General features: G+C 74.7%; 22 protein-coding genes. 7 read left to right on the top strand and 15 right to left on the bottom strand.

Translation table 11 applies throughout. From position 1 onward, the window contains the following. Nucleotides 1-403: 403 nt before the first annotated feature. Entirely contained in the window at nt 404-889 is a 486-nt protein-coding gene (locus tag IHE55_RS08155) for an SMI1/KNR4 family protein (RefSeq protein WP_197988411.1), read from the bottom strand. Between the two features lie 221 nt (nt 890-1,110). On the opposite strand from IHE55_RS08155, the gene IHE55_RS08160 reads away from it, so the two are divergent. Continuing rightward, a complete protein-coding gene (locus IHE55_RS08160) occupies nt 1,111-1,674 on the top strand; it encodes a dihydrofolate reductase family protein (protein ID WP_197988412.1) in 564 nt (187 codons plus the stop codon). Nucleotides 1,675-1,687: 13 nt separating this feature from the next. Here IHE55_RS08160 and IHE55_RS08165 read toward each other — a convergent pair whose 3' ends face one another. Beyond that, on the bottom strand, nt 1,688-2,065 hold the full coding sequence (locus IHE55_RS08165) for a hypothetical protein (protein WP_197988413.1): 378 nt from the start codon (nt 2,063-2,065) through the stop codon (nt 1,688-1,690). A 315-nt stretch (nt 2,066-2,380) separates the two neighbouring features. On the opposite strand from IHE55_RS08165, the gene IHE55_RS08170 reads away from it, so the two are divergent. Next, entirely contained in the window at nt 2,381-3,031 is a 651-nt protein-coding gene (locus IHE55_RS08170) for an SUKH-4 family immunity protein (protein ID WP_197988414.1), read from the top strand. Between the two features lie 153 nt (nt 3,032-3,184). Here the strand turns inward: IHE55_RS08170 and IHE55_RS08175 are convergent, their stop codons facing one another. After that, entirely contained in the window at nt 3,185-5,248 is a 2,064-nt protein-coding gene (locus tag IHE55_RS08175) for an elongation factor G (RefSeq protein ID WP_197988415.1), read from the bottom strand. Between the two features lie 441 nt (nt 5,249-5,689). Beyond that, entirely contained in the window at nt 5,690-6,319 is a 630-nt protein-coding gene (locus tag IHE55_RS08180) for an NADPH-dependent F420 reductase (protein ID WP_197988416.1), read from the bottom strand. Nucleotides 6,320-6,459: 140 nt separating this feature from the next. Here IHE55_RS08180 and IHE55_RS08185 point away from each other — a divergent pair, with 140 nt between their 5' ends. Both IHE55_RS08185 and cpt read left to right on the top strand, forming a co-directional pair. After that, nucleotides 6,460-6,915: a winged helix-turn-helix transcriptional regulator gene (locus IHE55_RS08185; protein ID WP_197988417.1), complete on the top strand. Its 456-nt coding sequence runs from the start codon at nt 6,460-6,462 to the stop codon at nt 6,913-6,915. Between the two features lie 130 nt (nt 6,916-7,045). Continuing rightward, on the top strand, nt 7,046-7,579 hold the full coding sequence (gene cpt, locus IHE55_RS08190) for a chloramphenicol phosphotransferase CPT (protein ID WP_197988418.1): 534 nt from the start codon (nt 7,046-7,048) through the stop codon (nt 7,577-7,579). Nucleotides 7,580-7,929: 350 nt separating this feature from the next. Here cpt and IHE55_RS08195 read toward each other — a convergent pair whose 3' ends face one another. From IHE55_RS08195 to IHE55_RS08210, 4 genes are all read right to left on the bottom strand, one after another. Beyond that, nucleotides 7,930-8,622 (bottom strand): response regulator transcription factor, encoded by a 693-nt coding sequence (locus IHE55_RS08195; protein WP_307826565.1) that lies wholly within the window; start codon nt 8,620-8,622, stop codon nt 7,930-7,932. Nucleotides 8,623-8,951: 329 nt separating this feature from the next. Continuing rightward, on the bottom strand, nt 8,952-10,466 hold the full coding sequence (locus IHE55_RS08200) for a sensor histidine kinase (protein WP_197988419.1): 1,515 nt from the start codon (nt 10,464-10,466) through the stop codon (nt 8,952-8,954). 853 nt (nt 10,467-11,319) lie between these two features. Continuing rightward, nucleotides 11,320-13,464 carry an MMPL family transporter gene (locus IHE55_RS08205; RefSeq protein ID WP_197988420.1) on the bottom strand — a complete coding sequence of 715 codons (2,145 nt, stop codon included), beginning with the start codon at nt 13,462-13,464 and terminating at the stop codon, nt 11,320-11,322. A 370-nt stretch (nt 13,465-13,834) separates the two neighbouring features. Then, complete coding sequence (locus IHE55_RS08210; RefSeq protein ID WP_197988421.1) at nt 13,835-14,998, bottom strand: S8 family peptidase; 1,164 nt, start codon at nt 14,996-14,998, stop codon at nt 13,835-13,837. Between the two features lie 637 nt (nt 14,999-15,635). Here IHE55_RS08210 and IHE55_RS32565 point away from each other — a divergent pair. Further along, nucleotides 15,636-16,580 carry a helix-turn-helix transcriptional regulator gene (locus IHE55_RS32565; RefSeq protein WP_197988422.1) on the top strand — a complete coding sequence of 315 codons (945 nt, stop codon included), beginning with the start codon at nt 15,636-15,638 and terminating at the stop codon, nt 16,578-16,580. Between the two features lie 187 nt (nt 16,581-16,767). Here IHE55_RS32565 and IHE55_RS08220 read toward each other — a convergent pair whose 3' ends face one another. Together IHE55_RS08220 and leuA are read right to left on the bottom strand one after the other, a co-directional pair. Next, nucleotides 16,768-17,511 (bottom strand): TerB family tellurite resistance protein, encoded by a 744-nt coding sequence (locus tag IHE55_RS08220; RefSeq protein WP_197988423.1) that lies wholly within the window; start codon nt 17,509-17,511, stop codon nt 16,768-16,770. Between the two features lie 155 nt (nt 17,512-17,666). Then, entirely contained in the window at nt 17,667-19,457 is a 1,791-nt protein-coding gene (gene leuA, locus IHE55_RS08225) for a 2-isopropylmalate synthase (protein WP_197988424.1), read from the bottom strand. A 291-nt stretch (nt 19,458-19,748) separates the two neighbouring features. On the opposite strand from leuA, the gene IHE55_RS08230 reads away from it, so the two are divergent. Both IHE55_RS08230 and IHE55_RS08235 read left to right on the top strand, forming a co-directional pair. Further along, complete coding sequence (locus IHE55_RS08230; protein ID WP_197988425.1) at nt 19,749-20,807, top strand: M4 family metallopeptidase; 1,059 nt, start codon at nt 19,749-19,751, stop codon at nt 20,805-20,807. A 58-nt stretch (nt 20,808-20,865) separates the two neighbouring features. Beyond that, nucleotides 20,866-21,150: a protealysin inhibitor emfourin gene (locus tag IHE55_RS08235; protein ID WP_197988426.1), complete on the top strand. Its 285-nt coding sequence runs from the start codon at nt 20,866-20,868 to the stop codon at nt 21,148-21,150. A gap of 227 nt (nt 21,151-21,377) precedes the next feature. Here IHE55_RS08235 and IHE55_RS08240 read toward each other — a convergent pair whose 3' ends face one another. The 5 genes from IHE55_RS08240 to ybeY all read right to left on the bottom strand — a co-directional run bounded on the left by IHE55_RS08240 (nt 21,378) and on the right by ybeY (nt 26,432). Next, nucleotides 21,378-22,427 (bottom strand): GTPase Era, encoded by a 1,050-nt coding sequence (locus IHE55_RS08240; RefSeq protein WP_372442640.1) that lies wholly within the window; start codon nt 22,425-22,427, stop codon nt 21,378-21,380. A 278-nt stretch (nt 22,428-22,705) separates the two neighbouring features. After that, nucleotides 22,706-23,701: an aldo/keto reductase gene (locus IHE55_RS08245; RefSeq protein WP_307826566.1), complete on the bottom strand. Its 996-nt coding sequence runs from the start codon at nt 23,699-23,701 to the stop codon at nt 22,706-22,708. A gap of 258 nt (nt 23,702-23,959) precedes the next feature. Further along, nucleotides 23,960-24,310: a cytidine deaminase-like protein gene (locus IHE55_RS08250; RefSeq protein WP_197988428.1), complete on the bottom strand. Its 351-nt coding sequence runs from the start codon at nt 24,308-24,310 to the stop codon at nt 23,960-23,962. A 302-nt stretch (nt 24,311-24,612) separates the two neighbouring features. After that, nucleotides 24,613-25,938 (bottom strand): hemolysin family protein, encoded by a 1,326-nt coding sequence (locus IHE55_RS08255; protein WP_197988429.1) that lies wholly within the window; start codon nt 25,936-25,938, stop codon nt 24,613-24,615. Then, the gene (ybeY, locus tag IHE55_RS08260) at nt 25,935-26,432 is read right to left on the bottom strand and encodes an rRNA maturation RNase YbeY (protein ID WP_197988430.1); all 498 of its coding nucleotides are present in this window, start codon (nt 26,430-26,432) and stop codon (nt 25,935-25,937) included. The genes IHE55_RS08255 and ybeY overlap by 4 nt, the downstream gene beginning before the upstream one ends.

Raw genomic sequence — 26,432 nt, forward strand, 5'->3', positions numbered from 1 at the left:
CGGACGGGCGACCGGGAACTGTCCACGCCGGAGGGGCGGGGCGAGCGGTCAGGAGCGGGGCGGTCAGAGGCGGAGCGGGACGGCCGGCCGGGGACCGCTCCCGGAGGGAACACCATCCGCCGGGTGTTCCGCGTGCTGTTCTCCCGTGACACCCCTCCTCGCAGGGAACGTGCGAACCGGCGGCGGAACCGTCGCACCGCCGGGAACGCCCGCCGGAGGCCACGGAGCCCGCCGGGAACGGGCGTGGCGCGGGGGGTTGGTCGAACCTATAAGCGGCCCTGACCACCGTCAACCACAATTGCGCCCCCTGCGGGGCCCGCCCGCCCCCGGTCCCACGGCGGCCCCGGAACACCCCGGCCCTCCGCGGGCAGCGCGGCTCCGGAGGGCACCGGGCCGCTCCGGCTCAGTCGAAGCGGCGGCAGTCGGTCAGCCGGGTGAGGAACGCGGCGAAGGAGTCCGCGACCCGCCGCGGGACGCGGTCCTCATCGACGTACGCCACGGCCGGCTCGCCGTCGGGGCCGCATGCCGAGTAGTCGAGCATCACCGTGTCATGGCCCGCCGACGGCGTGTCGCAGACGACGAAACCGATCTCCGGGTACTCCCACTCGGTGACCGAGTAGGAGGTGGACGCCCCGGGCGGATGGTCGATGATTCCCCACGGTCCGCCGATGCCGAGGATCGCGCTGATCTCGAAGTGGTCCGGGGCCCAGGTGGTGGAGAACTCGGTGGGACAGCAGCGGCGCCGGGGAACTCCCCCGTTCCGCAGACGCAGGACCTCGACGTAACTGAGCGGCAGCCGCAGCCCGAGTTCCTCCTCGGCCCGGCGGACCAGACCCTCGTCGAGCGGAGGCCCGGTGTAGGAGTCGTCGTCCTCGAACAGCTCGGTCATCCAGGCACCCCTCCGGTGAGTTCCGCGCGGAGCCGGCCCCGCCGCCTCAAGTCCACCACACCCCGGCCACGCCCGGCGCCGCCCCGATGGCGCCGCCCGCCGGGCGGGCCGGAGGTGACTCGGCCCGGCGAACTTCCGGGCATGGATTCCCGCGCGTCGCGATGAGTTCTGCGGCGCCCGGCGGTCGTACCGTCGAGACCCGTCACCGAGGAGGACGTCCGATGCGCAGCGTGACCTATTCGATGAACATCTCACTCGACGGATACATCGTCGGGCCGGACGGCGGCTTCGACTGGACGATGCCCGACGAGGAGATCTTCCGCTTCGCCACCGACGAGGTGCGCAGGGCCGGCGTCCACCTGCTGGGCCGGCGGCTGTACGAGACGATGCTGTACTGGGAGACCGCCGACCAGAATCCCTCACTCGACTTCTCCACGCGCGAGTTCGCCGCGATCTGGCGGGCGCTCCCCAAGGTGGTGTTCTCCACCACGCTGTCGGCGGTGCAGGGCAACGCCCGCTTGGCCTCCGGCGGCCTGGCGGAGGAGATCGAACGGTGGCGGGCCGAGCCGGGGGACGGCGACATCGCCATCGGCGGCGCGGCCCTCGCCGCCGCGGCGGCCGAGTCCGATCTGATCGACGAGTACCGGGCCAAGGTCCACCCGGTGCTGCTGGGCGGCGGCATCCCGTTCTTCCCCCAGCACGAGCGCCGGGTGGACCTCGAACTCACCGAGACCCGCACCTTCGGCTCAGGAGTCGTCTATCTCCGCCACCGGGTGACCCGTTGACCGGACGCCGTGTTCAGCAATTCTCCTCGATGTAGAGGAGCGTGAGGCCGTCCGCGGAGACGAACTCGTAGGGGGCGTAACCGGGTGTGCGGTCCACCATGAGCCGGTCCTTGATCCGGTCCCAGGTCGCGAGCCGGTCAGCCGCGGGAACGTGGCGGAATTCTCCTCCGCCACCTTCTCCGATGATCAGCGCATCCGCCTGGGTCACCAGACGCCGGGTGAGCCGCGGGTGGAGCGGGCCCCGCACCTTCCGCCAGAGTTGGCCCTCGTCGTCGACGAACTCCTCGCAGCCGGCGGGCGACCGCACCCATTCGACGGGCGGGTCCGGTGCCGGCGGCAACGAGGCCACCATCTCGGCCAGTGTCGCGTTGCGCGGACGCTTGTTGGGCATGGCTGCACTCTTCCAGGTGTTGCGGCACGGTGCCTCATGGTTCTGTGCGCACGCGGGGCCGTGGTCCTGGTTGGTGCTCTCCGGGCCGCCGAGCGCGGTACCGACTCACTGCAGAGCTGCGGCCTCACGCCTGGGAGAATCTCGCAAAGGCATCACCTGGCCGGCCGTTCGCTTCCCGACGACGCGCTCACCACCGCCGGTCACCACGTATGCATCGTAGGTGTCACCGGCCGGAGTGCGAGGCTGTCGGTGCGGCCCCGGCCGCACGCCGATGTCCGCGGCACCCGTGCCGCCACCTAATCCGGAGTCCTGGCAGTGCTTTTCGACGTCACCCGCGGCGAACTCGCCGACCTGTTCGGCGAGGACCGGCTCGCGACCCTGCCCGCCACCGCCTTCCCGCCCGCCGCGGCGGACACCCCGGGCGCCCGGCTGCTGCGCACCGTCGGCGTCCCCACCGGGACGTTCCACCTGCGGGAGCCGGACGAGGAATCCGGCCGGCTGCCGCTCGTCCGGGACGTCGTCGACGTGGAGGACTTCGAGGGCTGCGACGGCTTCGAGGGCTGCGGGGGCGCCGCCGGGGACGCTGCCGGGGGCCCGGGCGCGTGGCCCGTCATCGGCTGGCTGCTCAACGCCCACATCGCCCTCGATCCGGGTTCCGGCGCGGTGTACGCCGTCGACCTGGAGGAGGAGGCCGTGCTCGGGCTCCACACGGACGTCTCCTCCCTCATCCATGTCACCCTCCGGTTCCAGCGCCTGCTGGAGGAGTTCACCTTCGGTGACGACGACGAGGAGGCCGGCTTCGAGCGCCTGGACCGCGAGGTCGACCGCATCCGTGCGGAGATCGGCGGCGTCGACCCGCTCCCCTTCCGGGACGACGAGACCACCTGGTCGGTGATCGGGGACGAGATCGCCGCGGGCCGACGCTTCAGGGCCGGCAGCCCGGCGGCCCGGCGGCTCTACGGGTGAGTGGCGGCACCGCCCGGGGGCACTCCCACGCCCCGGGGTCGGCCCCCTCGCCGCGCGGTCGCCGGTGCGCGGGCCGCCTCCCCACGCACCGGCCCCCGCATCGCCACCGGCCGGTCTACGCACCGCCGCCGGACCGCCTCCCGCCGGGGGCCGTCACACCCGGCGCTGGACGTGGAGCAGGTACTCCTTGCGGTCCAGCGGGTTGTGGTCGGTGCGGGGCCGGGCCGGGGGTGTGCCGTGCACCGGGCGGTAGTCGTGGAAGGCCGTCTCCAGGACGCCCTCGCCGCTGGTCAGGGTGGGCAGCCGCCGTTCCAGCTCATGCACCCGGGCGACCGGGATCTCGCCCTCCAGCTCGTACCACGACCCGCGCCGCCGCGGTGGGCCGGGGACGGCGCGGAGCCGGGCGAGTGCGGCCAGCACCGGACTCAGCGCCTCCGCCGGGAAGTCCAGGTGGAAGCGGTGCACCGGCTCGTACACCTGGGTGCGGGCCTCGGCGAGGGCGGCTGCCAGGACCAGCGGGGTGAGGTTGCGGAAGTCCCCGGCGGTGCTGGACATGCTCTTGTCGAAGACGGCGTGGGAGTGGCTCTGCCGCGGCCAGTACCCCGCGTGCGTCATGGTCACCATGCAGTCGGTGACCCGCCAGCCGTGCAGTCCTTGGCCCAGGGACTCCCGTACGGTCTCCTCCACCGCCCGGAAGAAGGCGAAGGGCATCGAGCCCAGCTCCACTCCGAGCCGGAACGCCACCCCGGCCCCCGGCGGTGCCGGTTCGACGCGCAGGCCGACGGTGGCCAGGAACGGGTTGGGGTCGGTGTCGATGATCTCCACCGCGGCGCCGGTGCCGATCGGCCGCTCCAGGCAGATGGTGGTGGTCTCCCGGAAGGTGACGTCGATGCCGTACTCCTCGGCGAGGGTGGCCTGGATGACCTCCTTCTGCACCTCGCCGTAGAGCGAGACGGAGATCTCCCGGCGTACGTCGTCCTGGCGGAGGTTGATCAGCGGGTCCTGGTCGGCGAGCTGGGTGAGCGCCGCGTGCAGCGCGCCCCGGTCGGCCGGGCGTACCGGGACCACGACGGTCTCCAGGGTCGGCGGGGCGAAGTGCCGCGCGGCGGGCGCGGTCCCCCGCGGACCGCCCACCGTGTCCCCGATCCGGACCGCCGACAGCCCGCGCAGCGTGGCAATCCGGCCGGCGGTCACGGCCCGCGCCGGCACTTCCTCCCCCTGGTCGAACAGGCCGATCCCGGTGATCCGCTGCTCGGCGGCGACCGGGATCCGCGGGTCCGCGGTCCCGGTGCCGGCCCCGTCAGGCCCGGTCCCGTCCGGGCCGGCGGCGGCCGGGCGGGTGAAGATCAGGCGGTCCCGCACCCGTACCGTGCCGGAGAACATCCGCAGGTAGGCGACGCGTTCGCCGGCCGGGCCCCGTTCGATCTTGAAGACGGTGCCCTGGGCCGGGCCGTCCGCACGGCCCGCCGTCCGGGGCAGCAGTTCCCGGATACCGTCGGCCAGTTCGGCCACCCCGGCGCCGGTCACCGCCGACCCGAAGAACACCGGGTGGGCACGGACCCGGGCGGTCTGCGCGGCGAGGGCCCGCCGCAGCTCCGGGTAGGCCACGGACGTCTCGTCCGCCACGTACGCGGCGAGCAGCGCGTCGTCCTCGGCGGCGAGTACGTCCAGCAGCCGGGTGGTGAAGTCCGGGTCGTCACCGGTGTGCGGGACGTAGCGGGCGGCACGCGTTCCCGGCCCGGCGACCGTGCCCATCGGGACGACGGCCGGCGAGAGCTTCTCGGCGATCTCCCGGAGCAGCGTGCCGTACCGCGCGCCGGCCCGGTCGATCTTGTTGACGAACAGGAGCGTGGGGATGCCGAGCCGGCGCAGGGTCCGCATCAGTACGCGGGTCTGCGGCTGCACGCCCTCGACGGCGGAGACGACCAGCACCGCGCCGTCGAGCACGCTCAGCGCCCGTTCCACCTCGGCGATGAAGTCCGGGTGGCCGGGGGTGTCGATGAGGTTGACCGTGACGTCCCCCAGGGCGAAGGAGACCACGGCGGAGGTGATGGTGATGCCGCGCCGCCGCTCCAGCTCGGAGGAGTCGGTACGGGTGCTGCCGTCGTCGACGCTGCCGACCTCGTCGATGACCCCGGCGGTGTGGAGCAGCCGCTCGGTCAGGCTCGTCTTACCGGCGTCGACGTGCGCCAGGATTCCCAGGTTCAGCGTGTGCACTGCGTGACATGTCCTTTGCGGTGATGGTGATTTCGCAGGTGGTGGACATGCACGCAGCTCGCATCAGGTCTCCTTGTTCGGTGGGCCGGTGGGGCCCGGTGGTCTCCGGCGGTACTGGTGCCGGATGGGTCCGGTGCCCGGTGGGTCCCGGCGTCCGGGCGGTCCCGGTGGGTCCTGGTCCGGGTGGTCCCGGCGGTTCCGGGGCGGTGGTGCGGATTCCCGGACGGCGCCGGGTCCCGGGTGGTCCGGGTGGTTCCCGTGCCGGTGCCCGGGCCGGTGGGCCGACGGCCCGGGGCCCGGGTGGTCCGGGGCGGGCACCGCCGGATCGGGTGGGGAGCAGTGCACCAGACCGCCGCCGGCCCGGGCAACCGGTTTTCGTGGTCGTGCCCCCGGGCGCCCCACCACGCCGGACCCGCGGTGGAGCGCCCGGCCGGCGGCGCGTCACGCCATCGCGTGCGTCGGGGGCAGCATGGTGCGCGGGTCGTGGCCGCCCACCCACAGGCCGATGAGGAAGGCGGTGGTGGCCTCCAGCAGCCCGGCCCGGTCCAGGCCTCCCGCGTCCAGCGGCGCCCCGCCGACGTCCCGGACCAGCGCCCGTACGGTCTCCAGCGCGGCCTCGTCGTCACCGCACAGCGGAACGGCCAGCGGGCCGTCGGCGAAGGCCACCGGGGTGTGGCGCCACACCGAGTCCGCGCAGAGGTTGAACGCCTTGACCACCCGGGCCCCGGAGGCGTCCGCGATGCGCCGGGCGCCGGACGGGCCTTCGGCGGTGGTGAGGACGAAACCGGGACCGACGGGATTGGTGCAGTCGATCAGCACCCGGCCCGCCAGCGCCCCGCCGGTCTCCCGGACGACCTCGGCGGCGCTTCCGTAGGGGACGGCGAGCAGTGTCGCGTCGCCGAAGCCGGCGATCTCGTTCAGCTGGCCGGACGACTCCGCCCCGATCTGCCGGGCCAGTTCCGCCGCCCGCTCCGGGGACCTGCCGCCGACGCGTACCCGGTGGCCGGCCCGGACCCAGTGGGCGCCGAGGGCTCCGGCCATGTTCCCGTTGCCGAGGATTCCGATCCGCATGACTGCTCCTTGGGTGTGTGCCGGCACGCGTCCGCCCGGTGCGCCGATGCCCGGTGCGCGACGCCCGGTGCCGGTGCCCACCACGCTAGGGAGCGGTACGGGAACCGAATGGTGTCCAACGGCTGTGGTAGGGAGGGGCCATGACGGAACCGGACCGACTGCTGGCGGACTGCCGGGCCAGGCTCGGCTTCGACCTGCTGGCCAACACCTGGAACGCGGTGGTCATCTACGCGCTGGCCGACGGCCCCCGGCGCCCGCACCAGCTGCGGGCGGAGATCGGCGGCATCAGCGCCAAGGTGCTCAACGAGACGCTGCACCGGCTGCGGGACTACGCGCTGGTCGAGCGGCGGGTCGATGCCCGGTCTCCGCGCCGGGTGGAGTACGCGCTCACCGGCCTCGGCACCACCCTGCTGGAACCGATCACCGCGCTCGGCCGCTGGTCGGCGGAGTACGGTGCCGCCTTCGCGGCCGCCCAGGGCTGGGATTCCGAACCGTCCGGTGACGGGGATGGAGGGACGCGGAGGGACGCGGAGGGACGTGGAGGGACGCGGAGGGACGCGGAGGGACGCGGAGAAGGACGCGCGGGTGACGGGTGACGGGTAGCGGGTGGCGGTCCCGGGTGAGGCCGGCGGCGGTGGGGCGGACGGCGGTCCGGTACACGCGGGGCCGGTGCGGGGGGGGCGCATATTCCCGGCGCCCCTGGTCACGCCCGTCTACCGTGACGCCGTGACAGTTCAGGTGATCGTACTCAACGGCGGGTCCAGCTCCGGTAAGTCCGGTATCGCCCGGTGTCTCCAGGCCATCCTGCCGGACCCGTGGCTGACCCTGGGGGTGGACACCCTCATCGACGCCATGCCGCCCTCGATGCAGACCTCCGAGGAGGGGATCGGCTTCGCGGCGGACGGTGGGGTGTCGCTGGGGGCTCAGTTCAAGGCGCTGGACGAGGCGTGGGCCGTCGGGGTCGCGGCGATGGTGCGCGCGGGCGCCCGGGTGATCGTGGACGAGGTCTTCCTCGGCGGCCCCGCGTCCCAGCAGCGGTGGCGTACCGCGCTGGAGGGGCTCGACGTGCTCTGGGTCGGCGTCCGGTGCGACGCCACGGTGGCCGCGGGCCGCGAGATCGGCCGGGGCGACCGGCCCCGGGGCATGGCCGAGGCCCAGGCGGAACAGGTCCACCAGGGCGTGGAGTACGACCTGGTGGTGGACACCACGCACACCGAGGCGCTGGAGTGCGCCCGGACCGTCGCGGCCCGTCTGGGGTGACCGGGAGGGCGGGCGAGGCCACTTGAGCGCCGGCCGGGGCGGCGGCCCCGGTACCGGCACGGCCGGCGGTCCCGGGGCACCGGCCGGAGCGGCGGCGGTGTGGACCGCGACCCCGGACCCAACCCGGGCGGCGTTCCCGGACGGCTACGGGCGTACGGGGCCCCGGGCGGCGTCGGCGGCGGACGGTGGTCCCGGACGGCGACGGCGGACGGAGCCGGCCTTCCCGGCCGTTCCCCGGCGGGCCCGGCCCGCACGGCGTGGCCGGCCGAACCCGCGGCGGCCGCCGCCCACGTACCCGCCGGCCGCCGCCCGCCGGTGGCACCTCGCCCGCCCCGCCCGGGCAGAGCGGGTCACCCGGCGGGTGCCGGGCCGCCTCCCGCCGCGGCCGGGGTGACCAGCCCCGACTCGTACGCGGCGATGACCAGTTGGGCGCGGTCGCGGGCGGCGAGCTTGCCCATGATCCGGCTCACATGGGTCTTCGCGGTGAGCGGGCTGAGGTTGAGGGCCTGACCTATCTCGGCGTTGTTCAGCCCCCGCCCGACCAGCGTGAGGACCTGCTGTTCGCGCTCGGACAGCGCGGTGAAGACATCGGCCGCCCGCTCGGCGGCGCACGGCGGCACGGCGGGCTGCCGCAGCACCCGGGCGATCAGCCGGGCCGTCGGCCCCGGGGAGAGCAGGGCGTCCCCGGCCGCCACCGTCCGGATGGCGTCGAGGAGTTCGGCCGGCCGGGTGTCCTTGACCAGGAAGCCGGAGGCCCCGGCGCGCAGCGCCTCCACGATGTGCTCGTCGGTGTCGTAGGTGGTCAGCACCAGCACCCGGACGCCGGCCAGTTCGGGGTCGGCGGCGATCCGGCGGGTGGCCTCGATGCCGTCCAGGTCGGGCATCCGTACGTCCATCACCACCAGGTCGGGCCGGGTGGCCCGGGTCTGCGCGACGGCCTCCCGGCCGGTCCCGGCCTCGCCGACCACCACCATGTCGCGGGCCGAGCCGACGAGCATGGCGAACGCGGCCCGGACCAGCGTCTGGTCGTCCGCGAGCAGCACCCGGACCGGACCGTCGGCACCGTCCCCCGCCGGGCCGTCGGAAGGGACCGGGTCACCGGCGGCCGTCCCCGCACCGACCACCCGCCCGGCACCGGAATCCCGCCCGGCACCGGCACCCGGCCGGTCACCGGCTCCGGACCCGGTGCCGGACGCGTCCGGCCCCCCGTCCGGCCGGGCGGGGTGGGACAGCACGCCGGAGCGGGAGGAACCGGCGGAGACGGCCGGCACGGCGGACAGCCCGCCCGACCGGGGCGGGGCGGCGGAGCGGGACGACCCGCCGGAACCGGCCGGGACGGCGGGCCGGGGCGGGCCGGCGGGGGGCAGCGTGCTCAACTCGGGTCCTCCAGTCGCGATCGGCCGTCCAGCGGCAGCACCGCGGTGACCATGAAGCCGCCACCGGGGCGGGCGCCGGCCTTCAGGGTGCCACCGACGGTGCGGGCCCGCTCCCGCATCCCCGCGATTCCGAAGCCGCCGCCGGCCGGGGCCTCCGGCTCGGGGTGCGCGCCGGGCCCCGGTCCGCTGTCGGTCACCGTGATGCGGAGGGCACGGGCCGGGCCGGTGCGTTCGATGTGCGCGGCGACCCGGATGCTGACGTCCGGCCCGGCGTGCCGGACCGCGTTGGTGAGCGACTCCTGCACGATCCGGTAGGCGGCGGCGCCGACCGCGGCCGGCACGGCGACCCGTTCGGCGCGGGTACGGGTGCCCGTCACGGAGCCGGTGCCGCCCGCCGCGGGGACGGTGTCCGGGGTGCCGGAGCCGGTGCGCGTGTCCCCGCCCCCGAGCCCGGGACCGTCCCCGAACCCGGAACCGTCCCCGGGACCGCCTCCGCCACCGGGACCGAGCGCGAGCCCCGGACCGCCCCCGGGGCCGACCGGGAGCCGGGAGCCGTCCCCGGCGCCGACCGGGAGCCGGCCCCCGTTCCCGGCCGGGCCGGCGGTACCCGCGGTTTCCACCGCCAGGACCACCTCGGCCCCGGCCGAACGGGCGATCCGGACGAGGTCCGGGAGGCCGTCCAGGCGGGGCAGCGGGTCCAGACTGTCGCCCGCGCCCTGTTCGTCCCCCCGCAGCACCCCGAGGGTGGTGCGCAGTTCCGCGCGGGCCTCGCGGCAGGTGTCGGCGATGCCGTCCAGCGCCGCGGCGATGGTGTCCCGGTCCAGTTTGTCCGGATCGGCGATCAGCACGTGCGCCGCCACCGAGGTCTGCACGCCGATCAGGGTGATGCTGTGCGCCAGCAGGTCGTGCAGGTCGCGGGCGATGCGCAGGCGTTCCTCGGTGACCCGGCGGGCCGCCTCCTCCTCCCGGGTGCGCTCGGCCCGCTCCGCCCGCTCCACCACGGCCGCTATGTACCGCCGGTGGACCCGGACCATCTCGCCGAACGCCGGGGCGACCAGCACCCAGCCCAGGCTGCGCAGGATGTCGCCGCTCACCTCGGCGTCGTGCTCGGGGGTGAGGAGCATCGCCACGGTGACCACGCTCAGCACCACGGTCACGCAGATGACGGTGCGCAGCGGGGGCCCGGCGGCGGCCACGGTGTACAGGGCCAGCAGCGCGGCCGCCGTACCGGCGACGTGCACATTGCCCATCGCGTGGTACGGCACCGTGACGGTGAGCACCAGGCCGAGGGTGACCAGCGGGGCGCGCCGCCGGCAGGGCAGCGGCAGTGCGGCGGCGGTGAGCAGCAGCCAGCCCACGGCGTCCGGGGTGGTTCCGCCGGCCTCGGTCACCGTCAGCGCCAGCGTCGTCTGGAGCAGCAGCACCACCACGGCGATGGCGAGGTCGACGTAGAAGGCGCGCCGGGAGATGTCCCGCACCCGGCGTGCCAGTCCCGGCCAGGCCCGGGCCATCCGCGCCGCCCCCGGCAGCGCGGTGATCCGGCGCGACCGTCCCGGCCCGCCGCGGGCCGGGGCGGCGACCGGCGCGGGGGCCGGGCCCCCGGCCGTGGCCGGGCCCGGTGCGGCGGGCCGGGCGGCCCCCGGGCCCGGGACGGACCCCGCCGGCCGCGGCGCGGGAAGCGGGTTCCGCGGCGCCCCGGCCACCGGCGGGGCGTCCTCGGTGGCCGCGGCGCCGGCCGGGCGGCGGGCGGCGGCGGGTGGTCCGGCGGTCGGGCCGGTGGACGGTTCAGTCACCACTCCATCCTCGGGTACGGGGGTCGGTCGGGGAGGGTCCGGGCGGGTACGTGACCGGTCCGCGACGCCGGTACCACGCCCGGACACCGGCACCGGCCGCGCCACGGGGGACCGGCACCGGCAGGCCGGCGGCGTCACGGCAGGGCCGCGGCCGGCCGGCACCGCCCGGGCCACAGGGCGCCCCCACCGGCCGCGCCACGGACACCGGGACCGGCCGGGCCGCAGGTACGTACCCCACCGCGCCACGGACACCGGCACCGCCGCCGGGCCCAGGGCCGCGGTGGCGGTCCGGGCCCGGCGGCGCGGGCGGCGCGAGGCGCTGGGGCGCTGGGGCCCGGCGTCGCGGGGGGCGCGGGCGGCGCGGGGGCGCGGGGGGCGAGGGTCCACGGCCCCGGCCACCCGGCGGCGGAGACCCGAGGCCGCCCGGCACCGGGAGGCCAGAGCCACCCGGCGGCGGAGGCCCGAGACCGCGCCCGGCACCGGGAGGCCAGGGGCCGCCCGGCGGCGGAGGCCCGAGACCGCGCCCGGCACCGGGAGGCCAGGGGCCGCCCGGCGGCGGGTCACCCCACGGTCAGCCCACCGGCTCACGCTCCGGCCGCTCCGCGGCGGTGGTCTCCACCGGGACGGGCCGGCCGCCGGCCGGGGCAGGGCGGGACAGCGGCCCGGGCCACCACACCCTGCGGCCCAGCGCCACGCTCGCCGAGGTCACCAGGTACGTACGGACCAGGAAGGTGTCCAGCAGCACCCCGACCGCGATGACGAAGCCGAGTTCGAACAGCTGCACCATCGGCATGTTGAGCAGGACCGCGAAGGTGGCCGCCAGCACCAGGCCGGCCGAGGCGACGACCCCGCCGGTGGTACGCAGCGCGGTCAGCGCCGCGTCCCGCGGTTCGGCCCCGGACAGCGACTCCTCACGCATCCGGTGCATCAGGAAGATGCCGTAGTCCACGCCGAGCGCCACCAGGAAGACGAAGGACAGCAGCGGCAGACCGGGGTCGGTGCCCTCCACGCCGAACAGCGGCTCGAAGACCAGTCCGCCGATGCCCAGCGACGCCCCCCAGACCGCGACCACCGCGGTGAGCAGCAGCAGCGGCGCCACCAGGCTGCGCAGCAGGGCGATCAGGATCAGCAGCACCGAGACCAGCACCAGCGGGATGACCACCAGCCGGTCCCGGGCGTTGGTGTCGCCGAGGTCGAGTTCCTGGGCGCTGGGGCCGCCGACGTAGGAGCCCAGGTCGCCGTCGAGACGGTCGCGGAGCGCCTCGATGGTGGCGGTCTCGCCGGCGGTCTGCGGCGGGTGCTCCGCGGTGACGGACAGTTCGGTCCACTCCTTGTCGCCCCGGACGCGTTCGGCGGCGGCGACGCCCTCGGTGTCCCGGGCCTCGGCCAGCGCCCGGTCCGCCCGGTCGGTGGGGGCGATCACCACGATCGGCTGGGCGCTGCGCTCCGGGAAGGCGGCGGCGAGCGTCTTCATCGCGCTGATCGACTCCGGCCGGTCGATGAAGCTGTCCTCCTGCTTGAGGCCGTCGGGCAGCGCCAGGGTGCCCAGGGCCAGCGCGCCGAGCAGCGCCGCGCCGCCGGTCAGCACCGTCAGCGGACGGCGCCCGGCCGAGCTGCCCATGGCGGTGAACAGCGACCGGCGTGCCTTGGGCGCGCTGCCGTACCGGGGCACCAGCGGCCAGAAGACGCGGCGGCCCAGCAGCACCAGGATCGCGGGCAGCAGGGTCATCATCGCCAGCAGCGCGCAGACCACGCCGACGGCGGCGACCGGGCCCATGCCGCGGCTGCTGTTGAGGTCGGCGGCGAGCAGGCACAGCAGTCCGGCGGCCACGGTGCCGGAGGAGGCCAGCACGGCGGGGCCGCAGCCGCGCACCGCGGCGAGCATCGCCTCGTACGGGAGCGGGTGGCGGCGCAGTTCCTCGCGGTAGCGGGAGACCAGCAGCAGCGCGTAGTCGGTGCCGGCACCGAACACCAGGATGGTCATCACGCCGGAGCTCTGGCCGGAGATGGGGGTGTCGAAGAGCTGGTTGAGTCCGTACGCGGCGGCCATCGACACCGTGTTGGCCACCCCGGCCACCACCAGCGGCACCAGCCACAGCAGCGGGCTGCGGTAGATGAGGATGAGCAGCACGGCGACCACGGCGATGGTGGTGTACAGCAGCGGGCCGTCCAGCGAGCCGTAGACCTCCTGGGCGTCGGCGTCCAGCGCGCCCGGGCCGCCGACCTCGACGTCCAGACCGCCGCCGCCCTCGGCCACCTCGCGGACCTCGGCGACGAAGTCCGTCCGGGCGTCCTCGTCCTGGCCCGGCGCGGTGCTGGCGACCGGGTACATCAGCGTGGTGCCGTCCCGGGACGGGATGCCCTCCGGGGCGTCGCCGCCGGTCAGCCGGTGGTCCCGGGCGATCCGCGCGATCTGTCCGGCGGCGGTCTCCCGGTCGGCGCCGGTGAGTCCGTCGGCGCGGTGGTAGACCACGACGAGTTCGGTGGCCTCGCCGCCGGGCAGGGCGTCCCGGATCTCGGCGACCTGGGTGGAGTCGGCGCCGGCCGGCAGGTAGTCCACGGCACGGTCCTGCTGGACGTCGCCGAGCTTCCCGGCGAGCGGGCCCGCGACGGCGATCGCGGCGATCCACAGGACGACCACCAGCCAGGGCAGCGCCCGGCGCCGCGCCCCGGTCCGGCCCGGTGGTGGTGCTTCGGTGGTGACGGGTGTCTTCATACCCACCAGGCTCCCGGCGCGGGCCGGCCCGATCGTCGCGCCGGCGACGGAGATCGGCGCTACTGCCCCGGGCGGCCGGTGTGCCGGATTACTCCCCGGGGAGTAGCGCCCGGACTCCACCGGATGTCGCAGCGCCCGGCGCCCCGTCTCCGTCGCCCGTCACCCGGTCACGGCCGTCACCTCATCACCCCGGCACGGCCGTCACCCGGTCACGGCCTTCACGCCCCGCGGGTCCGTTCCCGGGCCCGCACGCACCGCGCCCCCGTCCCGGATGGGGGCCCGGGACGGGGGCGCGGTGGGTGTCGGTCACCCGGCGGGAGGCGCCGGCGGGTGACCGGTCCGCACGGCGGCGGTCAGCACCTGGGCCGGCTCACAGACCGGCCTTGAACAGCAGCCGGTTCGGGGTGCTGCCCACGTTGCCGCCGATCACGTTGGTGGTGGCGTTGCTGGTCAGCCACTGGTTGACGGTGGCGGAGGAGGCGTCACCGTAGTTCGACTTGTACAGCGCGGCGACACCGGAGACGTGCGGGGACGCCATGGAGGTGCCGCTCATCGAGGTGCTGCCGCCGCCCATCCGGGCCGAGGTGATCGAGACACCGGGCGCGTAGAGGTCGGTGCAGGACCCGTAGTTGCTGAACGACGCCTTGCGGTCGCTGCTGTCCGAGGCGGCCACCGTGATGGTGCCGGAGGCGCTGGCCGGGGAGACGTTGCAGGCGTCCTGGTTCTCGTTGCCCGCCGCGACGGCCAGGTGGACGCCGGAGTTGGCCAGGTTGGTCGCCGCGTTGTTCAGCGCGGTGGAGTAGCCGCCGCCCAGCGAGGCGTTGGCGACCGCGGGCTTGACCGCGTTCTGGCGCACCCAGTCGAAGCCGGCGACGATGCCGGAGGTGGAGCCGGAGCCCTGGCAGTTGAGCACCTTCACGCCGCGCAGCTGCACGCCCTTGGCGACCCCGTAGGTGTTGCCGCCGACCGTGCCCGCCACGTGCGTGCCGTGTCCGTGGCAGTCGGCGCCGTTGCCGCCGAAGGCGTCGAAGACGTTGCGCGCCCGGCCGCCGAAGTCGGAGTGCGCGGTGTCGATGCCGGTGTCGATGATGTACGCGGTGACGCCCGACCCGTTCCGCGTGTAGTTGTACGCGCCGTCCCGGCCGCTGCGCTGGTCGATCCGGTCCAAACCCCAGGGCGCGTTGTACTGGGTGGCGTCCGCTCTGTAGGTCTGGTCCTCCTCGATGGCGGCCACCTTGTCGCTGCGCCGCAGCGCGTCCAGCTGGTCCCCGGAGAGCTTCGCCGAGAAGCCGTTGAGCACCTTGTAGACGTGCTTGGCCTTGACCTTCTTCTCACCCGTCAGCTTCTTGGCGTCGACGCCGGGCTTGAGGGTGACGATGTAGTTCGACGGGATGGCGGTGCCCGCCTCCGCCTTCTCCACCGAGACCAGCGGGGCCGGGGTGGCGTCCTTGCCGCTGGATGCGGCGGCGCCGACCGCGGGGACGAGTGCCGTCGGCACGGCGAGCAGAAGTGCACCGATGTGGAGCCGCTTCATGGCACGCAAACCTTTCTCGACGGACGGTGCGCCCGCACGACGCACCGGCCTTTTCCGGGGGGGTTGAAAGGGTGGCCACCGGGGTTCGCCCGGCGCCGCGGAGAAACGTAGCGTCAGCTTCCGCGGGTTGCTCCCGGCCGGATCGGGCGTGGCCGGTTGCGGCCACGGCCCCCGCGGCCAGTACGGACGGTCCCGCCCGGCCCCCGGCCACGCCCCGGGCGCCCGGCTCCCCGGTCGGCACCCCCGCCGGAGCCGGGCACGCGGCGTGCGGCAGTGGCCCGCTCAGGTCGGGCGACGGGCGGCGCACCGGGCACACGACGGGCAGCCCAGAGGCGGCGCGGCCGGCACACAACAGGTGGCGCGGGGCGGCGCGACGGATGGCACGACCGGCACGCGACGGACGGCGCGACGGGCACGCGGCGGGTGACGCGGCCGGCACACGACGCACGGCGCGACGGCCACGCGGCGGGCACACGACGCAGGGTCACCGGCGGCAGACCGCTGGTCGCCGGGGCGCACCGGGCCTTATCGTGCAGCCATGTCCGGCGAGGATCATCGTATGAACAGCCGGACCGGGCCGCGGCCGCACGGCCCGGTCGGACCCGGTTCCGCACGCGGACCGCACAGGGCACGGGAGGTGTACGCGTCACTGGTCCAGCGGATCACCGCCTCGGGGGTCCGGGACACCGTCCAGGAGACACGGGAACTCGAAACGCTGCCGGAGGACGTGGGCCGGTGGCTGACCGAGCACCGGCTGCTGGACCAGGGGCACAGCCGGCTCAGCTCCCCCGAACGCGCCCTGCGGGAGCTGCTGTCGGAGCACGAGCGGGCGGTGCGCACGGCCGGCGAGTCACTGCTGCGGACGGTGCTCGCCATCGACGACGTGCTGAGCCTGCTCCCGGCCACCCGGCTCGGCGGCCGCGGCTCGGTCCGGCTGGAGTTCTTCTCCGACCGCCAGGAGCTGCGGACCCGGCTGGAGGAGCTGGACGCGCTCAGCCGTGACGAGATGCTGGCGATGCGGAACACCTTCCCCGAGGCGGCGGTGCTGGAGGCGAGCCTCGCCCACGACCTGACGTTCACGGCCCAGGGCGCCACCGCCCGGATGCTGGTGTCGGCACAGGCGCTGCGCGGCCAGGGCGTCGGCCGCTACCTCGACGCGGTCGCCGACGCGGGCTTCGAGGTGCGGGTCGCCCCCACGGTGCCGCTGTACATGAACGTGCTGGACCGCGCGGTGACGGTGGTGGCCCTCGGCCCGGACGACGACGGCAGCCCGGCGGGCGACCTGGTGCTGCACAGCCCGGAGCTGGCCCGCAGCTTCCGGCAGGTCTTCGAGCACAGCTGGGTGGCCGCCCGGCCGTACGCGGACGCCCGCCGGTGCGACGAGGCGGACGCCTTCTCCCCGCAGGAGCGGGAGGTGCTCACGATGCTCGCGGTGGGGGCCAAGGACGAGGCCATCGCCCGGCGGCTGGGCTGCTCGGAGAGGACGCTGCGCCGGCTGCTCACCCAGATCACCGAGAAACTGGGCGCGCAGAGCCGGTTCTCCGCCGGGGTGCGGGCCGCGCGGCTGGGACTGGTGGACTGAGCCGCCGGGCGCCGGCCCGCCGTACCAACCGCGACCCACCGGCCGCCCGCATCGTCCCAGGCCCGCGCCGTCCCCGACCCGTACCGTCCCGGGCCCCGTACGCCGCCCGCCGCCCACCGGAAGCCCGTACGCCACCTGCCGAAAAACTGACCGCCGGTCACCGGAGGCCCGGCCGCCGCGGGCCGGCTCAGGACGGGGTGCGGATGGCCGCCAGCAGCCGGGCGGTGTCCTCCGGCCCGATCATCAGGGCCCGCCCGACGGTCTCCAGCACCGCCCGCTCGGCCGGCCGGTACGGCCCGTCCGCCACCGCGATCCGCGCGCCCTGGAGCAGGATGTTCTCCCGCCCGGCGGGGGCCAGGTGCGGGGCGAGCGGCTCCAGCGCCTCGTGCAGCTCTATGGCGAGCGAGGTGCCGGTGGACTCCTCCCAGGTGATCTCCCGGGGCGGGTCGAGCGGGCCGGGCGCGGTGTCCCGGCGGGCGCCCGGGTGGCGGCCGGTGTCCGCGGCGAGCGCCTCGATCATGGTGACCAGCTGTTCCTCGCTGCAGTCGGTGTAGCCGGCGGCGCGCACCGCCCCGACCGCGGCCTGCCGCACCGGCCGGGCCTCGGTGCCGCCCGCGGCGAGCACCGCCAGCGCGACGGTGTGCACCGCGTCCCGCAGCATCGCGGAGAACCGGGTGGTGGTGGGGTGGTCCAGCACCTCGGTGCCGAAGCGCCCGTGACAGGAGGTGCACTCCACGACGGGTGCGACCGGGCCCCGGGGCAGCACCGGCAGGCCGAGGACGACGATGCGGCGCCGGCCGGTGCGGCGCCGGTAGTTGCGGTCCCCGCCGCAGTCGGCGCAGTAGAACTCGCCGTCGCCGACGGTGTGCCACAGGGTACGGACGCCCACGATACGCACGTCCCGGACGCGTCGGCCTTGTGTGTGCGCCACGTCGCACCTCCATCACGTTTTGGCAACGCCCCCGTGTGGACGTGATGTTAGCCACACGTTCGTCGTGCCGTCAGTACCCCGTACGGAGACAACGCGCCAAAGGGGGAGGAGGTCCCGCCCGCCGCGGCCGGACGGGCGGGACCCCCGCGGGGAGGTCAGCGGGCGGCCCGGTTGACCGCCGAGACGACCGCCTTCAGCGAGGCGCGGGTGGTGTTGGCGTCGATGCCGATGCCCCACAGCACCTTGCCGTCGATGGCGCACTCGATGTACGAGGCCGCCTGGGCGCTGGCGCCCTCGCTCATGGTGTGCTCCTGGTAGTCCAGCAGGCGGGCGTCCACCCCGATGGCGCCCAGCGCGTCGAAGAACGCGGAGATCGGACCGTTGCCGGAGCCGGTCAGCACCGTCTCGGCGCCGTCCACGACCGCCTCCACGGTCAGCGTGTCGGTGCCGTCCTTGCCCGCGGTGGTCTGCCCGTTGCGCAGCTGGATGCGGCCCCACGGGTTGTCCGGGTTGGGCAGGTATTCGTCCTGGAAGACCGCCCAGATCTCCTCCGGGGTGACCTCGCCGCCCTCGGCGTCGGTCTTGGCCTGAATCGTCTTGGAGAACTCGATCTGCATCCGGCGCGGCAGGTCCAGTTTGTGGTCGTTCTTCAGGACGTAGGCGACACCGCCCTTGCCGGACTGCGAGTTGACCCGGATCACGGCCTCGTAGGAGCGGCCCACGTCCTTGGGGTCGATGGGCAGGTACGGCACCGCCCACTCGATCTCGTCCACCGTCGCGCCGCGCGCGGCCGCGTCGGCCTCCATGGCCTCGAAGCCCTTCTTGATGGCGTCCTGGTGGGAGCCGGAGAAGGCGGTGTAGACCAGGTCGCCCGCGTACGGGTGGCGCGGGTGGACCTCCATCCGGGTGCAGTACTCGGCGGTGCGGCGGATCTCGTCGATCTGGGAGAAGTCGATCTGCGGGTCCACCCCCTGGCTGAACAGGTTCATCCCCAGGGTGACCAGGTCCACGTTGCCGGTCCGCTCACCCTGCCCGAACAGACAGCCCTCGACCCGGTCGGCGCCCGCCATGACCGCCAGCTCGGCGGCGGCGACGGCGGTGCCGCGGTCGTTGTGCGGATGGGTGGACAGGCAGATGAACTCCCGCCGCGACAGGTTCCGCGACATCCACTCGAAGCGGTCGGCGTGCGTGGAAGGGGTGGAGCGCTCGACGGTGGCGGGCAGGTTGAGGATGATCTCGCGGCCCTCCTCGGGCTGCCAGACGTCCATCACGCCCTCGCAGACCTCCAGGGCGAAGTCCAGCTCGGTGTCGGTGAAGATCTCCGGGCTGTACTGGTAGCCGAAGACGGTCTCGTCGCCCAGCAGCTTCTCGGCGTACTCCATCACCAGCCGGGTGCCGTCCACGGCGATCTGCCGCACCTGGTCCCGGGAGCCGCGGAAGACCACCCGGCGGAAGACCGGGGCGGTCGCGTTGTACAGGTGGACGGTGGCGCGCCGGGCCCCGACCAGCGACTCCACGGTCCGCTCGATCAGCTCCTCGCGCGCCTGGGTCAGCACCGAGATGGTGACGTCCTCCGGGATCGCGTCCTGCTCGATGATCGACCGTACGAAGTCGAAGTCGGTCTGGCCGGAGGAGGGGAAGCCGACCTCGATCTCCTTGTAGCCCATCCGGACCAGCAGGTCGAACATCTCCCGCTTGCGGGCCGGCGACATCGGGTCGATCAGCGCCTGGTTGCCGTCCCGCAGGTCGGTGGAGAGCCAGCGCGGGGCGGCGGTGATGCGCCGGTCGGGCCAGGTGCGGTCGGGGATGTCCACGGCCTCGAACGGCCGGTACTTGTGGACCGGCATGCCGGAGGGCCGCTGGGTGACGGCGGTCGCGGTGATCGGCGTGGGCCGGCCGACGGCGTCGCGGGACGGACCGGGGATGCCGGAGACGGGGGAGGTCATTGCGCTGGGCTCCTGTCGAACGATCTTCGACGGCCGACGGTGGCAACACCGAACTCCGCGGGGAGGGGGTCGGCCTGGACGACTACAGGCCCTCGCCGCGGCAGCTAAGGAGAAGCAGCCCGAAACGCATGATGGGCAGCACCTTAACCGAGCGGACCGGGGAGTGGTCGTGCCGTTTCAGTATGCGGGACGGCGTAGCCGGTCACGGCCACACCGTGAGGAACCACTCGATTTCATCAATCTCGGCAGCGGGGGGTGACAGACTCACCACTCGCTGTCACATTGCGCTGTATGGCTGACACCACAAACCGGGTCTTCTGCACGATCGTGCCACCGCACGTCCTCGACCACCTCGCCCGCGCCGACCACCCCCGGCGCTCCGGCGCCGCCCGCCGCACCCTCGAACACGACGCCCTCCAGCGCACCCGCCGCACCATCACCGCCGTCCGCGGCCTGATCCCGGCCGCCGCGGCCACCCCGCCCGACAAGCCCCGCCGGGCCATCTACGACGCCCGGAACCAGGAGACGCTGCCGGGCACCAAGGTGCGCTCGGAGGGCGACGGTCCGTCCTCGGACGCCACCGTCAACCGCGCCCACGCCGGACTCGGCGCCACCTTCCAGCTCTTCCTCGACGCCTACCGGCGGCACTCCATCGACGGGGCCGGGCTGCCCCTGGACGCCACCGTGCACTACGGCGAGGAGTACTCCAACGCCTTCTGGGACGGGGAGCGGATGGTCTTCGGCGACGGTGACGGGGACCTGTTCCTCGACTTCACCATTCCGGTGGACGTCATCGGCCACGAGCTGACCCACGGCGTCACCCAGTACACCGCCAACCTGGAGTACTTCGGCCAGTCCGGCGCCCTCAACGAGTCGGTCTCGGACGTCTTCGGGGCGCTGATCAAGCAGCACGCCCTGGGACAGACCGCGGACCAGGCGGACTGGCTGATCGGTGCCGGGCTGCTGGGCCCCGACGTCACCGGTGAGGCCCTGCGCTCGATGAAGGCCCCGGGCACCGCCTACGACGACGACGTCCTGGGCAAGGACCCGCAGCCCGGCCACATGGACGACTTCGTCCGCACCAACCAGGACAACGGCGGGGTGCACATCAACTCCGGCATCCCCAACCGCGCCTTCCACCTCGCCGCCACCGAGATCGGCGGGCACGCCTGGGAGAAGGCCGGCCAGGTCTGGTACGACGTGCTGACCGGGGGCGAGCTGGCCGCCGACGCCGACTTCGCCGACTTCGCCCGGCTCACCGTGGCCGCCGCGCACGCCCGCTTCGGCGACGGCGACGAGCACAAGGCGGTCCGGGACGCCTGGAACGAGGTGGGGGTGGCGGCCGAGTAGCGACGGTCCCCGGCGCATGTGCCTGCGCACGCCGCCGGGATGGGCCAGGATGGGGGCCATGCGCATCATCGTGGTCCGTACCGGCGGCTTCGCCGGCATCGAACGCCGGGCCGAGCTGGACACCACCGGCCGCCCGGACGCCCGTCACCTGGAGGCGCTCGCCCACCAGGCGGTGGAGACGGGAACGGGGGCGGAGGCGGGTCCCGCCGGGTCCCCGCGCGGGGTCCCCGACGGCTTCCACTACGACATCACGGTGGACGGCCGTACCGCGCACTGCGCCGACCCCAGGCTCACCGACGCCCAGCGCGAGCTGGTCCGCACCGTCCTCAAGGAAGGCGCCTGACGGTGACGCGGCCGCCCGGCGCCGTGACCGGGCGAGGCTGACGCCCGGTGCGACCGGGGCGACGCCCGCCGCCGTGATCCGGGCCGCCGCCTGACCGCGTCACATCCGCCGGGGCCCGGCGCCCGACCGCGTCACGGCTGCCGGACGTGCGACCCCTGGCCGAGACGCGCCCGCCGGAGGTGCGGCAGCCCCTGGCCGGGGATCCCCGCGGCGGCGGGCCGCGGCTCTCAGAAGCCCAGCTTGCGCAGCTGCTTGGGGTCGCGCTGCCAGTCCTTGGCGACCTTCACGTGGAGGTCGAGGAAGACCGGCGTCCCCAGCAGCGCCTCGATGTGCTTGCGGGACTTGGTGCCGACCTCCTTCAGCCGCCTGCCCTTGGGGCCGATGATGATCCCCTTCTGGCTGGGCCGCTCGATGTACAGGTTGGCGTGGATGTCCAGCAGCGGACGGTCGGCCGGGCGGCCCTCGCGCGGCAGCATCTCCTCCACCACCACGGCGATGGAGTGCGGCAGCTCGTCCCGGACGCCCTCCAGGGCCGCCTCCCGGATCAGCTCGGCCACCATCACCTGCTCGGGCTCGTCGGTGAGGTCGCCCTCCGGGTACAGCGGCGGGCTCTCCGGCAGCAGCGGGGTGATCAGATCGGCGAGCAGCTCCACCTGGCCGGCGCCCCTGGCCGGCCCGGTCTTGCCCCCGCCGGTGCCCCCGGCGCCCTCGCCCTTGGCCCCGGCGCCCTGCTCGGCGGCGACCGCGGAGACCGGGATGATCTCCGCCCACTCGATGCCCAGCTCCTTGCCGAGCCGGTCCACCGCGATCAGCTGCTCGGCGAGCTGCTGGGCGTCCACCAGGTCGGTCTTGGTGACGATTGCGATCTTCGGGGTCTTGCGGATGCCGGCCAGCTCGGTGGCGATGTAACGGTCACCGGGGCCGAGCTTCTGGTCCGCGGGCAGACAGAAGCCGATGACATCGACCTCGGCCCAGGTGGTGCGCACCACATCGTTGAGGCGCTCGCCGAGCAGCGTGCGCGGCTTGTGCAGGCCGGGGGTGTCCACCAGCACCAGCTGCGCGTCGGGGCGGTGCACGATGCCGCGCACGGTGTGCCGGGTGGTCTGCGGGCGGTTGGAGGTGATGGCCACCTTGGTGCCGACCAGAGCGTTCGTCAGGGTGGACTTGCCCGCGTTGGGGCGGCCCACGAAGCAGGCGAAGCCCGCCCGGTGCGGGGTGCTGCCGCCGCCCGGCGCGGGTTCGGTGGAGTGCGGGGTACGAACGCTCATGCCGCCCATTCTCCCCGATCCCCGGCCCGGCTCCGACCACCGCCCGTACCGCGGCGCCCGCGGACCGGGACGGGGGCCAGGGGGCCGCGGGCGGGCCGGCGGGGACCCGCAGGGAGCCTGGCGGGAAGCCGGCCGGCGATCCGGGAGTCCGGCGCGGGACCGGCCGGGGATGCGCCGAGCCCCGGCGCGGCACCGGCCGGGGAGCCGCGGCGGGCACGCGCCGGCAGGCGGGCCCGGCACGTACGCCGGTCAGCCGCCGGCAGGCGGGCCGGGCACGACGCCGGGGATCAGCCCAGCAGCCGGGTGCCGCCCTGCGGGGCCACCTCGGCCAGCACCCGCCCGATCCGGTCCAGCGTCTCGGCCGACAGCTCGGTACGGGCCGCGGCCAGGTTCTCCGCGATGTGCGCCGGGGTACGGCTGCCCGGGATCGGCACCACGTGCTCGTCCTGGTGGAGCAGCCAGGCCAGGGCGAGCCCGCCGGGGGTCACGCCCTGCTCCGCGGCGATCTCCCGCAGCGGCGCGAAGCGGTCGTGGTTCGCCTGGAGGTTGCCGGCCTGGAAGCCGGGGATGAAGCGGCGGAAGTCGTCCTCGCCGACGTTGCGCACGGTGCCGGTGAGGAAGCCGCTGCCCAGCGGGGACCAGGCGACGATGCCGACGCCCAGCTCGCGGGCGGCGGCGTGCAGTTCGGGGTCGATCGGCGCCCACATCGACCACTGCGCCTGCACCGCGGCCACCGGGTGCACCGCGTGTGCGCGGCGCAGCTCGTCGGCGGTGACGTTGGACAGGCCCAGGTGCCGCACCAGACCCTCGGTGATCAGCTCGGCGACCGCGCCCACGGTCTCCTCGATCGGCACCTTCGGGTCGGGGAAGTGCGGGTAGTACAGGTCGATGTAGTCGGTGCCCAGGGTGCGCAGCGAGGTCTGCGCGTAGCCGCGGATGTGCTGGGGCTCGGCGTTGACCGCCAGTTCCTCGAAGGAGTACTTGACGGGGAAGGAGTGGCCCTCGACGCCCTCGGGGAGGCGGAACCCGAACTTGGTGGCGATGACCACCTCGTCGCGGCGGCCCCGGACGGCCTCGCCGATCAGACGCTCGTTGTGCCCGTCCTCGCCGTAGCCGTCGGAGGTGTCGATCAGCGTGGCGCCCTCGTCGAGGGCGGAGCGCAGGGCGGTCAGCGCGCGGTCGTCGTCGATCTCCCCGTAGACGCCCGGCGAGAGCACCATCGCGCCGAAGCCGATCGCGGAGGTGGTCAGGTCGCCCAGGGCTCGGGTGGGAAGCGCGGTCACGGGGTGCTCCTCGGATGCGGTGGCGTCCGGGGCGGTGTCCCCGGACGCCTCACAGCCTTCCGCGCCCGGCCGGGCCGCGTCCAAGATCTTCGGTCATAACCGATGGCTATCGTGCACGGTGCGTACCGCGCGGGTGTGCGCCACGCGAGATACGCGGGGCGCGCCGGCACGGTGTACGCGGTGTGCCGTAGCGCCGGCCGGCGGGCGGGCGCCCGGGGCGGGTCAGGCGGTGCCGGCGGTGCGCAGGACGCCGTCGAGTCAGGCGGTGCCGGCGGTGCGCAGGACGCCGTCGGGCCCGGCCAGCAGCACCGGGGTGCCGGCGCCGCCGAGGTCGCGGACGGCGGCACGGTCCTCGTCCGGCACCGCGTCGGCGTCGGAGACCACGGCGGCGGCCTCCAGGGAGGTGGCGCCGCTCGCCACGGCCATCGCCACGGCGGTGCGCAGGGCGCTGAGCCGGAGCGAGTCCAGCGCCACGGTCCCGGCGACGTAGGTGCGTCCGGTCTCGTCACGGACGGCCGCGCCCTCCGGTACGCCGTTGCGGGCGCGCGCGGAGCGGGCGAGCGTGATGATCTTCTGGTCTTCGGGGTCCAGCGGGGCTGCTTCGCTCATGGGCACGAGGATATGCGGGCCCGGTGCCACCCCGGCACCGCGGTACCGGTGCCGGCGCCCGATGCCGCCCCGCCCCGTGCGGGCCGGGCCTCCGGGCCCGGACACCGTGGCGGGCGGGGCGTGATCCCGGGAGATCCCCGGAGGTCTCCCGGGGTGTTCGGGAGTCCTCCGGGGATCTCCGGGGGTCTCCGGAACCGGCGCCCGCCGGGCCCGGCCGCGGCCCGCGACCGGGCCCGAAGATCCGACCGGGTCCGGAAACAGACCGCCCGGGACCGGAACCGACCGGGGCCCGGGCGGGGCGGTCACTCCGCGGGCTGTTCGGCCTGTACGGCCTCCTCCTCGGCCGCCACCGGCTCCACCAGCACGGTGACGATCTTGTTCCGGCGGCCGGCCGCCGACTCCGCGGTCAGCCGCAGCCCGGCCAGGTCCGGGCGCGGCCCCTCCTCCGGCAGCGGCATCCGCGCCGTGGCACCCGCGATCGGCACCCGGCCCAGGCGCTTGGCGAGCAGCCCGCCGACGGTCTCCACGTCCTCGTCGTCCAGTTGCAGCCCGTACAGCTCGCCGAGGTCGCCGATGTCCAGCCGGGCGGTGACCCGGTAGCGGCCCTCCCCCAGCTCCTCCACCGGCGGCAGCTCCTGGTCGTACTCGTCGGTGATCTCGCCGACGATCTCCTCCAGGATGTCCTCGATGGTGACGATGCCGGCCGTGCCGCCGTACTCGTCCACCACCACCGCGACGTGGTTGCGCTCGCGCTGCATCTCGCGGAGCAGGTCGCCGGCGTTCTTGGTGTCCGGGACGAACGCCGCCGGGCGCATCGCGGTGGAGACCAGTTCGGCCTCGGCGTCCCGGCTGATGTGCGTCTTGCGGGCGAGGTCCTTGAGGTAGACGATGCCCACGATGTCGTCCTCGCTCTCCCCGGTCACCGGGATCCGGGAGTAGCCGGAGCGCAGCGCGAGGGTGAGGGCCTGCCGGATGGTCTTGAAGCGCTCGATGGTGACCAGGTCGGTGCGCGGCACCATCACCTCCCGCACCAGGGTGTCGCCCAGCTCGAAGACCGAGTGCACCATGCGGCGCTCCTCGTCCTCGATCAGCGACTCCTTCTCGGCGAGGTCGACCAGCGCGCGCAGCTCCGCCTCGGAGGCGAACGGCCCCTTGCGGAAGCCCTTGCCGGGGGTGAGGGCGTTGCCCAGCAGGATCAGCAGCTGGGGCACCGGGCCCATCACCCGGGCGAGCGGCAGCAGGACGTGGGCGGCGACGGTCGCGGTGCTCAGCGGGTGCTGGGCGCCGATGGTGCGCGGCGAGACGCCGACGGCCACATAGCTGACCAGCACCATCACGCCGATGGCGATGACCAGCGCCTCCCAGGTGGTGTCGAACGCCCGCACACAGGCGTAGGTGACCACCGCGCCCGCGGCGACCTCGCTGGCCACCCGCACCAGCAGGGCGACGTTGAGGTAGCGGGTGGGGTCCTCGGCCACCGCCATCAGCTTGGCGGCGCCGCGCCGTCCGGAGCGCAGCGCCTCCTCGGCGCGGAAGCGGGTGGTGCGGGCCAGGCCGGCCTCGGCGCAGGCCGCCAGCCAGGCCACCACCACCAGCAGGACGGCGCCGACGATCAGCTGCCCGGTCATCGGGTGGTGGGGGCCGGGGAGGGCCCTTCGATCCCGCGCTCGGCCCGCCAGCCGTCGATGATCGCGGCCTGCAGCCCGAACATCTCGGCCCTCTCGTCCGGTTCCTCGTGGTCGTAGCCGAGGAGGTGGAGGACGCCGTGGACGGTGAGCAGCTGCAGCTCCTCGTCCATGGTGTGGGCGGTCGGTGCCTCCTCCGCCTGCCGCCGGGCGACCTCCGGGCAGAGCACGATGTCACCGAGGAGGCCCTGCGGGGGCTCCTCGTCGTCCTTCGACGGCGGACGCAGCTCGTCCATCGGGAAGGACATGACGTCGGTGGGGCCGGGCAGGTCCATCCACTGCAGGTGCAGCTGCTCCATGGCGTCGGCGTCTACGACGATCACCGAGAGTTCGGAGAGCGGGTGGATACGCATCCGGGCGAGGGCGTAGCGGGCGACGTCCAGGATCGCCTGCTCGTCGATTTCGGTGCCGGACTCGTTGTTGACGTCGATCGCCAT

It is taken from the genome of Streptomyces pactum (genome assembly GCF_016031615.1).
Lineage (GTDB): Bacteria > Actinomycetota > Actinomycetes > Streptomycetales > Streptomycetaceae > Streptomyces > Streptomyces pactus.